The organism is Rhodococcus sp. Q (assembly GCF_005503035.1).
Lineage (GTDB): Bacteria > Actinomycetota > Actinomycetes > Mycobacteriales > Mycobacteriaceae > Rhodococcus_G.
Genome location: NZ_SCOY01000030.1, coordinates 45,430 through 59,749, shown reverse-complemented (window position 1 = coordinate 59,749; position 14,320 = coordinate 45,430). Strand labels below are relative to the sequence as shown.

The 14,320-nt window shown below is 68.3% G+C and carries 12 protein-coding genes and 1 pseudogene; 7 read left to right on the top strand and 6 right to left on the bottom strand.

From position 1 onward, the window contains the following. From FFS72_RS26680 to FFS72_RS21340, 4 genes and pseudogenes are all read left to right on the top strand, one after another. A pseudogene (locus FFS72_RS26680) lies at positions 1–1,010 on the top strand (hypothetical protein); the annotation flags it as partial. After that, on the top strand, positions 1,007–1,540 hold the full coding sequence (locus tag FFS72_RS21350) for a M78 family metallopeptidase domain-containing protein (RefSeq protein ID WP_171018777.1): 534 nt from the start codon (positions 1,007–1,009) through the stop codon (positions 1,538–1,540). The pseudogene FFS72_RS26680 and the gene FFS72_RS21350, both read left to right, overlap by 4 nt. Then, positions 1,537–2,526 (top strand): hypothetical protein, encoded by a 990-nt coding sequence (locus tag FFS72_RS21345; RefSeq protein ID WP_137875814.1) that lies wholly within the window; start codon positions 1,537–1,539, stop codon positions 2,524–2,526. Before FFS72_RS21350 ends, FFS72_RS21345 begins: the two co-directional genes overlap by 4 nt. Before the next feature lie 58 nt (positions 2,527–2,584). Next, positions 2,585–3,910, top strand: a complete 1,326-nt coding sequence (locus FFS72_RS21340) for a D-alanyl-D-alanine carboxypeptidase family protein (protein WP_137875818.1) — start codon at positions 2,585–2,587, stop codon at positions 3,908–3,910. 11 nt (positions 3,911–3,921) lie between these two features. On the opposite strand, the gene yhjD is transcribed toward FFS72_RS21340, so the two are convergent. The 5 genes from yhjD to FFS72_RS21315 all read right to left on the bottom strand — a co-directional run bounded on the left by yhjD (position 3,922) and on the right by FFS72_RS21315 (position 9,468). Next, the gene (gene yhjD, locus FFS72_RS21335) at positions 3,922–4,953 is read right to left on the bottom strand and encodes an inner membrane protein YhjD (RefSeq protein WP_137875813.1); all 1,032 of its coding nucleotides are present in this window, start codon (positions 4,951–4,953) and stop codon (positions 3,922–3,924) included. A 19-nt stretch (positions 4,954–4,972) separates the two neighbouring features. Continuing rightward, positions 4,973–6,007: a tryptophan--tRNA ligase gene (gene trpS, locus FFS72_RS21330; protein ID WP_050063742.1), complete on the bottom strand. Its 1,035-nt coding sequence runs from the start codon at positions 6,005–6,007 to the stop codon at positions 4,973–4,975. Positions 6,008–6,048: 41 nt separating this feature from the next. Continuing rightward, entirely contained in the window at positions 6,049–6,852 is an 804-nt protein-coding gene (locus FFS72_RS21325) for an exodeoxyribonuclease III (protein WP_137875812.1), read from the bottom strand. 40 nt (positions 6,853–6,892) lie between these two features. After that, entirely contained in the window at positions 6,893–8,047 is a 1,155-nt protein-coding gene (locus tag FFS72_RS21320; protein ID WP_137875817.1) for an MFS transporter, read from the bottom strand. 197 nt (positions 8,048–8,244) lie between these two features. Then, on the bottom strand, positions 8,245–9,468 hold the full coding sequence (locus FFS72_RS21315; RefSeq protein ID WP_137875811.1) for an NADP-dependent isocitrate dehydrogenase: 1,224 nt from the start codon (positions 9,466–9,468) through the stop codon (positions 8,245–8,247). Positions 9,469–9,816: 348 nt separating this feature from the next. On the opposite strand from FFS72_RS21315, the gene FFS72_RS21310 reads away from it, so the two are divergent. After that, positions 9,817–10,647: a shikimate 5-dehydrogenase gene (locus tag FFS72_RS21310; RefSeq protein ID WP_283235441.1), complete on the top strand. Its 831-nt coding sequence runs from the start codon at positions 9,817–9,819 to the stop codon at positions 10,645–10,647. A gap of 16 nt (positions 10,648–10,663) precedes the next feature. Here the strand turns inward: FFS72_RS21310 and FFS72_RS21305 are convergent, their stop codons facing one another. Further along, positions 10,664–11,953 carry a serine hydrolase domain-containing protein gene (locus FFS72_RS21305; RefSeq protein ID WP_137875809.1) on the bottom strand — a complete coding sequence of 430 codons (1,290 nt, stop codon included), beginning with the start codon at positions 11,951–11,953 and terminating at the stop codon, positions 10,664–10,666. A gap of 108 nt (positions 11,954–12,061) precedes the next feature. Between FFS72_RS21305 and FFS72_RS21300 the strand changes: the two genes are divergently transcribed. Together FFS72_RS21300 and FFS72_RS21295 are read left to right on the top strand one after the other, a co-directional pair. Then, entirely contained in the window at positions 12,062–13,288 is a 1,227-nt protein-coding gene (locus tag FFS72_RS21300) for a benzoate/H(+) symporter BenE family transporter (RefSeq protein ID WP_137875808.1), read from the top strand. A gap of 9 nt (positions 13,289–13,297) precedes the next feature. Next, complete coding sequence (locus FFS72_RS21295) at positions 13,298–13,747, top strand: acyl-CoA thioesterase (protein WP_137875807.1); 450 nt, start codon at positions 13,298–13,300, stop codon at positions 13,745–13,747. The last annotated feature ends 573 nt before the right edge of the window (positions 13,748–14,320 follow it).

Genomic DNA, 14,320 nt, shown 5'->3' with positions numbered 1-14,320 from the left:
TTCGCCTTAGTTACGTGGGCTCGGTGATGTGTATAAGACACTGGACGACCACCGTGGAACCCACGACCACGACGGCCGAGCCGACGACCACCACCGTCGAGCCGACGACCACGACCGCCGAGCCGACGACGACGACGGTCGAACCCACCACCACAACCGTCGAACCGACGACCACCACCGTCGAACCCACCACCACCGTGGAGCCGACCACCACCACCGTCGAGCCGACCACCACGACCGAACCCACCACCACCGTCGAGCCGACGACCACCGTGGAACCCACGACCACGACGGCCGAGCCGACGACCACCACCGTCGAGCCGACGACCACGACCGCCGAGCCGACGACGACGACGACGACGGTCGAACCCACCACCACAACCGTCGAACCGACGACCACCACCGTCGAACCCACCACCACCGTGGAGCCGACCACCACAACGGCCGAGCCGACCACCACGACCGTCGAACCGACCACGACCACAGCCGAGTCGACGTCGACGTCGACGACGCAACGTGCCGACGGGGAGCGGCCCAGCGGCGGCAACGACACCCGAGGCGATGCGGGCGACGAGCCGACTCCGCCGTCCGGCCCGGAGTCCGCCGCGCCCGAGCAGCCGAGCGAGTCCGACCAGCCGACCGCACCCGAACAGACCACTGCACCCGAACCGCTCTCGCCGGACGAGGCGGCGGGTGATGATCAGGGGATGGACGAGCGCGACAACCGCACCGATGCGGCAGCGGAGCCCGCCGCCGTATCCGACAGCGCATCGACGGCGGCGCGGTCGGAATCGACCGCGGGTGCGGCAACGTACGCTGCGCCGTCGCAGCCGGATGTGGCATTGGCGTCGGCGTCGCGCCCGGGTGGCGACGTCGGCGCGGCAACCGCAGGCGTGACAGCAGTTCTGGCTGCCGCCGGTGCGACGGGGTTCATGAGTTTCCGGAGTGCACGCGCAACTCGCTTGCGTCTGGATCGCGCGCGGGCGGAGTTCCTGGAGCCGCGGCCGTGACCGCCTCCCGCACCGAGTCGGCGCGCGGTGACGGGTCGCGTCCGGTCCGCGATCATCGCCGCGTCCTGGCTGCGGTCGACGCCGTCCTGGACATGGCTGCGCAGACGCATGCGGTGACGATCGAGGACATCGTCCAGTCGTTGGCCGACAGGCGTCGTCGTCCGATCGAGATCGTGTACGAGGATCTGGGTCCCGGGGTGTGGGGACAGCGCCGCGAGTTCGCCGATCACGATCGGATCGTGCTCGCGCGTAGCCTGCCGAGTGTGACGAGAACCCTTGCCCACGAAGTCGGACACATCGTTTTCCGCCACCCTGGTGCTGCAGCCAAGGAGGCGACTCTCGCGGCCGACGACGACCTGATCGCGTACATGCTCAGCCAGCGATCGTCGGGCTCGGCCGATCCGGATCGCGAGGCACTGCACGAGTGGGAGGCGGAGGCATTCGCGGTCCGACTGTTACAGCGACTCGGCCAGTTCGACCGCGGTGACGACTGGCGTCCACTGCTCTGCTTCGACGAGGCTCTCGGGTGATCACCTGGGTTGTCGCGCTGCTGTGTTCGACGGCGGTGGGTGCTCGCATCGGCCGGTTGACCGTTCGTCCTCCGTCCCTGGCGCGGATCGCGATCGCGATCGCGGCGGTGACGTTGACGGTGGCGGCGACGGTGCGGACGACGACCATGACCGAGTTGCTGGACGGCTCCAGCGACGGTGTGGCCGCGACGGTGTTCGAATTGTGCCTGGTGCTGTTCGCCGCGACGACCGCGTTGATCGCGACTGCGTCGCTGACGGTGTTGAGCACGCGCCCGCAGTGGCCACTCGCGGCTGCGTCCGCGTTGGTCGCGGGGGTGGTCGTCGTTGTGGAACTGATGTCCGCCCACCACAGTCCGGTCACGTCCGCCTATCTGGTCGTCGCGTCGCTGTTCGCGACCGGAGTGTCGGTGCGGTACATCCGCTGGAACCCGCTCGGGCGGGCGATCGGGCTGTACAGCGCGGGACTGGTTGTGATTGCGGCGATGTGCGCGGTGAACCTCGCGACGGCCGTCGACGATCACGTCTCACCCCGGTCGGCGTGGTGGTCGCTCGCGGTGATACTCGTCAGCGCCGGCTGCTCGTCGGTGATGATCGAGGCATGGGCGCGAGCACGCCTCGATCTGCGCCGGACCAGGACGGTGTGGACGATGTTGACCACGGCGCATCCAGAACTGCTCGACAGCGACTACAAGTCCGTGACGACGACGCTGACGGCCGACGATCGGGTGTCTCAGATCCTCGACGGCCTGTACCTGCACGCGGGTGCCGGACTGATCACCCGTGGTGCGTCCGAACCACCCACGGAGATGTCGACACAGGCGGATGCGGTCGCCGGCTGGCTGCATCGCACTGCGGTCGAAGTCGAACCGTTCGATCCGGGGTGGCTGGGCACACCGGAGAGCGTGACGGATCGGCAGTGGATCCTCGCGGTCTGTACGGCGTACGACCGCCCGCGCAGACGCGCCGCCACCACTGCCGGGGTGTAACCGGCAGGGTGTTGTGCGTTACCCTGCCTCCGCGATGACCATGCTCGGCAGAACTTCGATGACGCTCGCCCCGACGCCGACGCGCCGCGGGGTGAGGGGCTGCGCCGTTGCCGCTGTCGCGGTCGGCCTGCTCGTCCTGGTCGGTGCCCCCGCGGCGGCGCAGCAGCCGCCGGACGGCGTACCGCCCACCAGCGCACCCTTCATGACCCCGAACACGGACTCGTGCCCGAACCGGTCTGTGCCACCGCCTGCGATCGATCTCTCCGAGGTTCCGGCCCCGGGGCAGACGGCGCCGGCCCCGCTTCCCGTCCCGTCGGATGTCGTCGGCGGCGGAGACCTCGACGAGTGCGGTGTGGTGACCGCCGAGAACACTCCCCCGCTACCCGCGGACATCTCCGCGACCGGGTGGGTGCTGGCCGACCTCGACACCGGTGAGGTGCTCGCGGCGAAGGATCCGCACGGCCGCTATCGACCGGCGAGCACGATCAAGATGCTGCTGGCGCTCGTCGCGCTCGACGAGCTGGACCTCGATGCCACGGTGACGGCCACCGCCGAGGACGCCGCCATCGAGGGCAGCGCGGTGGGCCTGGGCAAGGGCGGGGTGTACACGAACCGGCAGTTGCTGCAGGGGCTGGTGATGGCGTCGGGCAACGACGCCGCCCATGCGCTGTCCACCCAGCTCGGCGGAGACGCCGAGACAGTGCGGAAGATGAACGAACTCGCCGTGGCGCTCGGCGCCCACGACACGCGCACAGCCACACCCTCCGGACTCGACGGACCCGGAATGTCCACGTCCGCTTACGATCTCGCATTGATCTACCGCGCGGCGATGCGCAACGACACGTTCGCCGAGATGATCCGGACACAGACGGTGGATTTCCCGGGGTTTCCCGAGGACCCCGCCGATCCGACCGACACCCCGCGCCCCGGTTTCGCGCTGTCCAACGACAACAGGCTGCTCTACAACTACGACGGCGCACTGGGCGGGAAGACCGGCTACACGGACGACGCCCGGCAGACGTTCGTCGCCGGGGCGGATCGCGGCGGACGACGGCTGGTGGTGACGCTGGTGAAGGCGGACGTCGAACCGATCCGCCCGTGGGAGCAGGCCGCGCGACTCCTCGACTACGGCTTTGCCCTCCCCGAATCGACGTCGGTGGGTGCCCTCGTCGAACCCGGCAGCGTGTCCTCAGACGAAGCGGAGTCCACCGGTTCCGTCACCGTTGCAGCGCCGCCTGCGGGCGCGAGTCCGGTGTCCGCGGCGGGCGCAGCCACGCACTCCTCGGGTGGCGCGTCGACCACAACGATCGTCGCGGTGGGCGGCGGGATCATCGCCGTGCTCGTCGCGTCGGCCGCTGTTGTTCAGGGCCGCCGACGGCGCTAGGCGACGCCCCGTCAGCGCTTGGCTCGGCGGCGCCGCAGCAGCCCACCGATCCCGAGCGTCGCGGCGACGCCCGTCCCGACCAGGACCGTCGCCTCGGCGAACGTGGTGCGCCTCGCGGGCGCAGGCGCGGCCACCTCGATCACGGCCGGCTCGGGCGGCGGCACGAACGCGCGGGCCTCGTTGTCGTGGGACGTCGCCGCCCACGCTGTCGAGAACAGGACGAGCCGCGCTGTGAAGTAGATGAAGACGAGCAGACCGATGATGGGACCGAATGTCGAGCCCGCCGGACCGCCGGTGACGCTCTGCAGGTAGATCACCCCGACCCGTTTGAAGATCTCGAAGCCGATCGCAGCGATCAGCGCAGCGCGGGCAGCGCTGCCCAGGGTGACCGGTTCCCGGGGCAGCCGGGCGATCGCCCAGGTCAGCAGACCCCACGTCACGGCGAGCGCAAGCACACTCAGCCCGATCTCGACGAGCGACTGCACCCAGCCGAGATCGTCGATTCCGAGGAATTCGAGCACGGTTCCGATGACGCCGCCTCCGGCGAGCACAGACAGCCCGATCGACGCCACCACCGCGACGAAGAGTCCACCCAGCTTCGCCAGGTCGTGCAGTTTCGTCGCGACGAACCCGGACTTGGGATGCTGCTGCTCCCACATCTCCGTCAACGCCTCACGGACGTTCGCCATCCATCCGAGTCCCGAGTACGCGGCGACGAGCAGACCGAACACACCGACGGTGGCGCGCGCCGCGATGGCGGAGTCGATGAGTTCGTTGATCTGAACTCCGAGATCTCCCGGCATCGCCTCGGTGACGGCGTCGTGGATGGAGTCGAGCAGCGCGGGGTCCCGGACGAGGACGAAGCCGCCGATCGCGAAGGCCACCATCAACAGGGGAAACAGCGCGAACACACTGAAATATGTGATACCCGCGGCGAAGTAGTCGCCCCTGTTGTCCTGGTAGCGACCGGCGGCACGGACGACGTGATCGAGCCAGGGCCAGGCGGCACGTCGGCGCTCCAGGAACCCCTTGATGTCCGGCACCTGCTACGTCTCCTTCGGTTCAGCCCTTCTGCGGCAGGAACCCCACCTTGTCATAGACGGCCGCCAGCACACGGGACGACACTTCGCGCGCCCGATCCGCGCCCGCATCGAGGATGCGGTCGAGTTCGGCCTGGTCGGAGAGGTACTCGTCGACCTTCGCACGCAGTGGGGTGACGAACTCGACCAGGACGTCGGCGGTGTCGGCCTTGAGGTCGCCGTAACCCTTGCCCTCGTAACCCTTTTCGAGGTCCTCGACGCTCGTCCCGGACAGTGCGGACTGGATCGTGAGCAGGTTCGAGACGCCCGGCTTGGTTTCGCGGTCGAACCGGATCTCCCGCTCGTTGTCGGTGACGGCGGACCGGATGCGCTTGGCGGACACTTTCGGGTCGTCGAGCAGGTTGATCAGGCCCGCGTCGGATGCGGCGGACTTGCTCATCTTCGACGTCGGATCCTGCAGGTCGTAGATCTTGGAGGTGCCCTTGATCATCTGCGCCTCGGGGATCACGAACGTCTTGCCGAACCTGGTGTTGAATCGCTGCGCGAGGTCGCGGGCCATCTCGAGGTGCTGACGCTGGTCCTCGCCGACCGGCACGCGCTGAGGGCGGTACAGCAGGATGTCCGCAGCCATCAGCACGGGGTAGGTGAACAGGCCGACCGTCGCCGCCTCGGTGCCCTGCTTCGCCGACTTGTCCTTGAACTGCGTCATCCGGCTCGCCTCACCGAAACCGGTGATGCAGTTGAGAACCCACGCCAGCTGCGCGTGTTCGGGCACCTGGCTCTGCACGAACAGCGTCGACCGCTCCGGGTCGATCCCGAGCGCCAGCAGCTGCGCCGCGGCGATCTTGGTGCGCTTGCGGAGATCCTTCGGGTTCTGCGGAACGGTGATGGCGTGCAGGTCGGGGATGAAGTAGAAGGCGTCGAAATCGTCCTGCAACTGCACCCACTGGGCGAGCGCGCCGAGGTAGTTGCCGAGGTGGAACGAGTCGGCGGTCGGCTGGATACCGGACAGCACCCGCTGCTTGGCGGTGGGCGCGGACGATTCGGAACTCGACATGCGTCGATCTTTTCATGCAGTCCCGGAGGCGACGGAACCGGTCAGCGGTAGCGCACCGTCACCGGCGCGTGGTCGGACCAGCGCTGGTCGTACGACTCCGCGCGCTCGACGACCGCTTCCTTCGCGCGCTCCGCGAGTTCCGGGGTGGCGGCCTGGTAGTCGATCCGCCATCCGGAGTCGTTGTCGAACGCCTTTCCGCGGTACGACCACCAGGTGTACGGCCCGGCGATGTCGGGGTGCAGGCCGCGCACCACGTCGACCCAGCCGTACTCTCCGAACACCGCGCCCATCCAGGCACGTTCCTCGGGCAGGAATCCCGAGTTCTTCACGTTGCCCTTGTGGTTCTTCAGATCCAGCTCGGTGTGCGCGATGTTCCAGTCACCGCACACCACCATGTGCCGGCCTGCCTGCGTGGCCGCCGCGGCAGCGGCCGACAGGTGTGCGCCGAACGTGGCGAGGAATCGTTCCTTCTCCACCTGCCTATCCGTGCCGACCTCCCCGGACGGCAGGTAGAGGCTGGCGACGGTGAGGTCGTCGAAGTCTGCTTCGAGGTAGCGGCCCGCACCGGCGAACTCGTCGTCGCCGTGGCCGATCCGCACGGCGTCCGCGGGCCGCCGCGAGAGCACCGCGACACCGTTGCGGCCCTTGACCTCCGGCTCGGCACTGACGGCATGCCATCCGGAGTCGAGGGCGGACGCCAGGGTGGTTCGGAGCTGCTTGTCGTCGGCGCGGGTCTCCTGCAGGCAAACGACGTCGGCATCGGTGGCGGCGAGCCACTCGAGCAGACCCTTCTTGGCTGCGGCCCTGATGCCGTTGACGTTGACGGTGGTGATGATGTGCGGCACGGGAGGACACCGTAGCGGAGCGCGCCGACACGGGCGGACCTCACCCGGTGACCTGCGTGGACGCCTTTCTGCGTTCCAACAGGACCGCGAAGCCGAGTACGACCAGCCCCGCGACCGCGAGCATCGACCCGACCGCGGCGGGCGCCGTGTATCCGTATCCGGCGGCGATCACGACGCCGCCGATCCAGGCGCCGAACGCGTTCGCGACGTTCAATGCCGCGTGGTTGAGGGCCGCGGCCAGGGTCTGCGCGTCGGCGGCGACGTCCATGAGCCTGGTCTGCAGGGCAGGCACCATCGCCGACCCGGCGACGCCGATGAGGAACACGAACACCAGCGCGGTCACCGGCGTCCGCACGGCAATCACGAAGACCGCGAGGATCAGCGCCAGCGCGGTCATCGAGACGGCGAGCCCCTTCGTCAGGGCACGGTCGGCGAGGTGGCCGCCGACGACGTTTCCCACCACCATGCCCAGCCCGTACAGCATCAATGCCACCGGGATCAGCGACTTCGCGAGGCCGGTCACGTCGGTGAGCGTGGTGCTGATGTACGAGTAGACGGCGAACATGCCGCCGAAACCGACCATGCCCATGAGCAGCGTCATCCACACCTGCACCCGGGTGAGCGCGCCGAGTTCGGTGATCGGGTTGGTCGTCGGCATCGCGTCCAGTCGCGGGATCCATGCGATCAGGGACGCGACGACCGCGACTCCGATGACGGTGACGAGGGCGAACGCGCTTCGCCAGCCGAGGTGCTGCCCGAGCCACGTGGCGACCGGGACCCCGACGACGTTCGCGATCGACAGGCCGATCATCACGTTCGCGACGGCTTTGGCGCGGCGGCCCGGTTCCGCGAGGTGGGCCGCGACCAGTGCTGCGACGCCGAAGTACGCGCCGTGCGGCAACCCGGCGACGAACCGCGCGGCCATCAGCGTCGGATAGTCGGGAGCGAGCACCGACGCCGCGTTGCCGAGGGTGAACGCCACCATGAGCGCAATCAGCAGGGTTCGCCTGGGGACTCGCGCGGTCAGGGCCGCGATGAGCGGAGCGCCCACCACCACCCCGAGCGCGTAGGCGGAGATGACGTGTCCCGCCGTCGGCTCGCTGATGTCGAGTCCCCCTGCCATCTCGGGCAGCAGTCCCATGGCGACGAACTCGGTCGTGCCGATCCCGAATCCGCCGAGCGCGAGGGCGAGCATCGCGAGTGACCGCCGGGAGAGCGGACGTTCGGAGCGGGACAGCGTCGACGAAACCACCCGTCGATTGTCGTCGCGTCGGCGACGAACCTCCAGGTGGGGGCCGGTGAGCTCGCTCACCCGAGAGTGCCGCCACAGCGAAGGGCCCCTGCCCCGGTCGTGATCCGACCGGGCAGGGGCCCTTCGTGACGTGGCGTGACCTACTTCGCCGAGACCGCCTTGCGCAGGTTCTCGTCGAGCGCGCCGAGGAACTCCTCGGTGGTCAGGTAGCCCTGGTCGCCACCGACCAGAAGCGCGAGATCCTTCGTCATCTGACCGCCCTCGACGGTCTTGATGACGACGTCCTCGAGCTGCTGTGCGAAGTCGATCACCTCGGGGGTGTTGTCGAGCTTGCCGCGGTGCTCGAGGCCACGGGTCCAGGCGAAGATCGACGCGATCGGGTTGGTCGACGTCGGCTTGCCCTGCTGGTGCTGGCGGTAGTGCCGGGTGACGGTGCCGTGCGCGGCCTCCGCCTCGACGGTCTTGCCGTCCGGGGTCATCAGCACGGAGGTCATCAGGCCCAGCGAGCCGTAGCCCTGCGCGACGGTGTCCGACTGGACGTCACCGTCGTAGTTCTTGCAGGCCCAGACGTAGCCGCCCTCCCACTTGAGCGAGGAGGCGACCATGTCGTCGATGAGGCGGTGCTCGTAGGTCAGGCCCGCGGCGTCGAACTCCGCCTTGAACTCTTCCTCGTAGATCCGCTGGAACTCGTCCTTGAACATGCCGTCGTAGGCCTTGAGGATCGTGTTCTTGGTCGACAGGTAGACCGGGTAGTTCTGCTGCAGGCCGTAGGCCAGCGACGCCCGCGCGAAGTCCTGGATGGACTTCTTGTAGTTGTACATCCCCATGACGACACCGCCGTCCTCGGGAATCTTGCACACCTCGTGCTGGATCGGCTCGGAGCCGTCGTCGGGGGTGTACGTGATGGTGACCGTGCCTGCGCCGGGAACCTTGAAGTCGGTGGCGCGGTACTGGTCGCCGAAGGCGTGACGTCCGACGATGACCGGCTTGGTCCAGCCCGGAACCAGGCGCGGCACGTTGGAGATCAGGATCGGCGCGCGGAAGATGGTGCCGCCGAGGATGTTACGGATGGTGCCGTTCGGCGACCGCCACATCTTCTTGAGACCGAATTCCTCGACCCGCGCCTCGTCCGGGGTGATGGTCGCGCACTTGACGCCCACGCCGTGCTTCTTGATGGCGTTCGCGGCGTCGATGGTGACCTGGTCGTCGGTCTTGTCGCGGTACTCGATACCGAGGTCGTAGTACTCGAGATTCACATCGAGGTACGGATGGATCAGCTTGTCCTTGATGAACTGCCAGATGATGCGTGTCATCTCGTCGCCGTCGAGTTCGACGACGGTGCCCTCAACCTTGATCTTGGACATATGTACTTCGCGTCCTCCTAGGAAGTTTCCCCTGGTCACACGGTTGCCGTCCGCATTGTGAGCGGTCGGCGAACGACTCAATTCGTAAACCCATACAACGCGGGTAACCCCGGGCTGCGGAGCCAAACATAACAAGCGTACTGCTAGCCGCTCGGCGCGCCAACGGTCAACCCTCGCCCATCGTTCGGCAACTAGGCCCAGCTCAGGACATCACCGGGAGGTCTTCCGCACTGCTGCCGCAGGTTTCGCCATCCACCCCGGTCGCGACACCCCTCGACTGTACGGCGTGGCGTGATGCGAGTCACTCGCTCACAGGTGCGCCGCAGCTCCCGGCGCTACCGTGGACGGGTGCGCCCACTCAGCAAGGACACCGTCAACCGGGACACGACACTCTGCATGTCCCTGTCCGCGCGACCCTCGAACATCGGGACGCGGTTCCACAACTTCCTGTACGAGGAACTGGACCTCGACTTCCTGTACAAGGCCTTCACGACCACCGATCTGCCTGCGGCGATCGCAGGCATCCGGGCCCTGGGGATTCGGGGCTGCGGGGTGTCGATGCCGTTCAAGGAGGCGTGCATCGCCCACGTCGACGTGATGCACCCCTCGGCGTCGGCGATCGACTCGGTCAACACCATCGTCAACGAGGGCGGCGTGCTGCACGCCTACAACACCGACTACCAGGCCGTGGCCACACTCCTGCGGGACCGTGCGGTCGAACCCACCACGAGCGCCGCTGTCGCGGGCAGCGGCGGGATGGCGAAGGCCGTCGTCGCAGCGCTGCGGGACACCGGACTGGCCGACGTCACCGTGATCGCGCGCAACGAGTCGACCGGTCGGGCGCTCGCCGAGCAGTACGGTTTCGGCTGGCAGCCGGACCTCGGCGGGCTGCGTCCCCGACTTCTCGTGAACGCGACCCCGATCGGCATGGCGGGCGGTCCGGGAGCCGACGACTCCCCGTTCGCCGACGACGCGGTGCACGCCGCCGACACCGTGTTCGACGTGGTCGCGATGCCGCCGGAAACGCCGCTGATCCGGGCCGCCCGCGCCGCCGGGAAGTCCGTCGTCACCGGCGCCGAGGTGATCGCGCTGCAGGCCGCGGAGCAGTTCGTCCTCTACACCGGCGTCATGCCGACCGCCGACCAGATCCGCCGGGCGTCGGAGTTCTCCCGCGCCTGACGCCGCCCGGCGAGGCTCAACTGGTGGGAGTCGGCACCATCGTGGTCGCTGCGGGCGGAGCCTGCGTCGTGGGCGCTGCGGGCGGAGCCTGCGTCGGCGCCTTCTCGGCCAGTCGGTACACGTGGTCCGGGGTGATGACCTGCGTGATCGCGTTGGCCAGCAGCGTGCTCGGCTCGCTCCCCTCGTACGCCTCGTCGGTGTTGATCATGATGACGAGGGTCATCTCCTTCTCCGGCAGGTGGACGACGACGGTCTGGTATCCCGGGAGGCTGCCGTTGTGCCCGATCCAGCCCTCGACGTTGAAGATCCCGAGCCCGTAGCCGACCCCCGGCGCGTAGCCGGGAGCAGTGACGGTCTCGAGCCGCTGCGCCTGCGTTTCGGGGGTGAGGAGTGTTCCGTTCGCCAGAGCGGGAGCCCAGATCCGCAGGTCGTCGAGGGTGGAGATCATCGCGCCGGCCGCCCAGCCCCAGGAAGGGTTCCAGTCGGTCGCGGTGGTCTCGTTTCCGTCGAGGGTCTGCGTCGTGTACCCCTGCGCGTGAGGCTCGGGGAAGGCCGCATCGGTGGGGAAACTGGTGTCGTCCAGCTCGAGCGGCGCGAGGATCTTCTCGGTGACGTAGTCGGGCAGCGGCATTCCGCTGACCTTCTCGACGACCAGGCCGAGCAGGGTCGTGTTGGTGTTCGAGTACTCGAACCCTTCGCCGGGCGGGAACGACGCCGGCAGCGCGAATGCGTATCCGAGGAGCTGCTGAGGAGTGAACGGGGCGTTCGGGTCGGCGAAGAACGCCTTCTGGAAATCCTCGCTCGCCGTGTAGTTCGCGAGCCCACTCTGCATGCGCGCCAGCTCCCGGATCGTGATCCGGTCACCTCCCGGAACACCCGGGATGTACTTGTCGATCGGATCGTCGAGGCCCACCGTGCCCTCGTCGACCAGTTGGAGGATCCCGGTGACGGTGAACGTCTTGGTGACACTGCCGATACGGCTGTAGAAGTCGGTCTCCATGGGCGCGCCGGTGGCCTTGTCTGCAACGCCGTGCGCCGTGACGTAGGCGCCGTCCGGGCTCCAGACACCGACGATCGCGCCGGGTATCGACGCCTGCTGCATCGCCGACTCGATGGCGACGTCGAGGCGTTGTGAGAGTTCGGGGTCCAACGGTGCGTCCGATCCTGCCGTTGCGGATCCGGACGTCGCCGATGTCGTGGTGTCCGTGCCGGAATCGGAACAGCCGGCGAGTACCAGTAGTCCGGTGGCGGCGACAGCCACCAGTCCGAGGCGTCGGCGGAACCAGGTCGCGATCGGTGGCGTCATGTGCCGGTCCCGTCGTCGGCGTGTGGTGTGGATCACAAGCTACTCCTCGGGTGGCCCCGGCGCCGGGTGGGAACCACCGCGCGAGGCCGCTGCGACGTGCCGGGGACAATGTCGGTCGTGCCTGCACCAGCCGAATCCCGCTCGTCCCCGTCCGATCCGGGTACCGGTCACGCGATCGTCGCCGGGGTGGTCACCGCTCTCGTCGGCTTCACGAGTTCGTTCGCGGTCGTGCTCACCGGCCTGCGCGCGGTGGGTGCGAGCCCCGAGCAGGCCGCCTCGGGGCTGCTGGCGCTGTGCGTGACCCAGGCCGTCGGAATGGTGTGGTTGGCCCGTCGGTTCCGGATGCCGATCACGCTCGCCTGGTCGACACCGGGTGCGGCGCTGCTCGCGGGTTCCGGCGCCGTCGCAGGCGGGTGGCCTGCCGCGGTCGGAGCGTTCGTCGCGGTGGGTGTCGCCGTCGTCCTCACCGGGCTGTGGCCGCGACTGGGGCGCTTCATCGCGTCGATTCCCGTCCCGCTGGCGCAGGCGATGCTCGCGGGCGTGCTGCTCCCCCTGTGCCTCGAACCCGTCACCGCTCTGCGTGTTTCACCCGTCGCGGTGGCGCCGGTCATCGTGGTGTGGCTCGTCCTGCAACGGTTCTCGACCCGCTGGGCTGTGCCCGCGGCATTCGCGACCGCCGCGGTGGTGATATCGATCGACCTGGCGTCCGGCAACGCGACCGTGGACCGGACCGCACTCGTCCCCCGACTCGATCTCACCGTCCCGCAGTGGTCGTGGCAGGCCCTCGTGGGAATCGCCCTACCGCTGTACGTCGTGACGATGGCGTCGCAGAACATCCCGGGCACAGCGGTGATGGCGTCGTTCGGCTACCGGGTCCCGTGGCGCGCTGCGATGGCCGTGACGGGTATCGGCACGGTGGTGGGGGCACCCGCGGGCGGTCACGCGATCAATCTCGCCGCGATCAGTGCCGCGCTGGCGGCCGGCCCCACCGCACACCCCGACCCGCGCCGACGGTGGGTCGCGGCGTTCACCGCTGGGCTGTCCTATCTGGTTCTCGCCGTGACATCGGCGGCGCTTTCGGCGTTGGTGGTTGCCGCACCGCCCGGCGTCGTCGAGACGGTTGCCGGCCTCGCCCTGCTCGCCACCCTCGCAGGCGCTCTGGTGTCGGCGCTGTCCGACGAGTCGGATCGCCTCCCTGCGGTGCTGACCTTCCTGGTGGCGGCGTCGGGCGTCGCGTTCGTCGGGATCGGTTCCGCGTTCTGGGCACTGGCGGCGGGCCTGGTGATCCGACTGCTGCTGCGGGCGGAGCCGCGACGCGTTCGGTCGGGTGGTTAGGGTCGGTTCGTGACCGCCGACGCCGCTTCCGTCCCGACCGCAGCCGACTACCCCGTCCTCTGGCCTGTGCCCACCCGGTGGGCCGACAACGACCACTACGGGCACGTCAACAACGTCACCTACTACTCGTACTTCGACACGGCGGTGAACGCATTCCTCATCCACGAATCGGGGGTGGACATCCGCGACCTGCCCGCGATCGGCGTCGTCGCGGAGACGTCCTGTACGTACCGCCGTGAGCTGAGCTTCCCGGACGCCCTCCAGATCGGATTGGCCGTCGACCGACTCGGAAGCAGCTCGATCACCTACTCGCTGGCCATCTTCCGCGTTGCGGGCGACGGCCTCGACCTGGCTGCGACAGGTCGCTTCGTTCACGTGTACGTGGACTCCGAGACACGGCGTCCCGTGCCGATCCCCGACGAGATCCGTATCGCGGTCGAACGGCTCGTCCGCACCTGAGCGAATCGCGCGACCCGAGGAACACGTCCACCCCGCTCGGGTCCGAGCGGGGTGGACGGATGCACTGGCGCGGCCGGGGCGATGCCCCGATCGCGACCTACTCTGCGGGGGTCTCGGTGACCGGAGGCGTGGCCCCACCGTCGGCGGACATGGTGCCGAGAAGATCGGTGAGCAGAGCGACGATCTTATCCATGGAGACTCCTTCTAATCCGTTGATGCACCAGGACCGGCAATGCCGGGGTGCGATGACGAACTCCCCCCGATAGGAAGCGCGTCGAACCCGGTCACTCCACCGTGTACGCGGTGGGTTCGCGGTGTCACGTACAGCCGAATCGGCCGAGCACGAGTGTGCCACCACCACAGCGGATTGCGTGCCACTTTCGGGAATCAAATCACGGACACGAGCACGGCTTCGAGTTCGCGCAATGCTCGAAACCGATAGCGGCAGTGAAGCAAAGGTCCAATCATGATTACAGACCCGACCACCCCGACTGTCGATGTACGAGTGAAATCACTTACCACACTGCGGACTTCGCAATCCCTACCCATCGCCATGAAGAGGAGTATCGAAAA

Bases quoted from the DNA above. Each gene is read 5' to 3' on its own strand.
- FFS72_RS21340 (WP_137875818.1), top strand. From the start codon at position 2,585: ATGACGCTCGCCCCGACGCCGACGCGCCGCGGGGTGAGGGGCTGCGCC.
- trpS (WP_050063742.1), bottom strand. From the start codon at position 6,007: ATGTCGAGTTCCGAATCGTCCGCGCCCACCGCCAAGCAGCGGGTGCTG.
- FFS72_RS21320 (WP_137875817.1), bottom strand. From the start codon at position 8,047: ATGCTCGCCCTCGCGCTCGGCGGATTCGGGATCGGCACGACCGAGTTC.
- FFS72_RS21315 (WP_137875811.1), bottom strand. From the start codon at position 9,468: ATGTCCAAGATCAAGGTTGAGGGCACCGTCGTCGAACTCGACGGCGAC.
- FFS72_RS21305 (WP_137875809.1), bottom strand. From the start codon at position 11,953: ATGACGCCACCGATCGCGACCTGGTTCCGCCGACGCCTCGGACTGGTG.
- FFS72_RS21300 (WP_137875808.1), top strand. From the start codon at position 12,062: ATGTCGGTCGTGCCTGCACCAGCCGAATCCCGCTCGTCCCCGTCCGAT.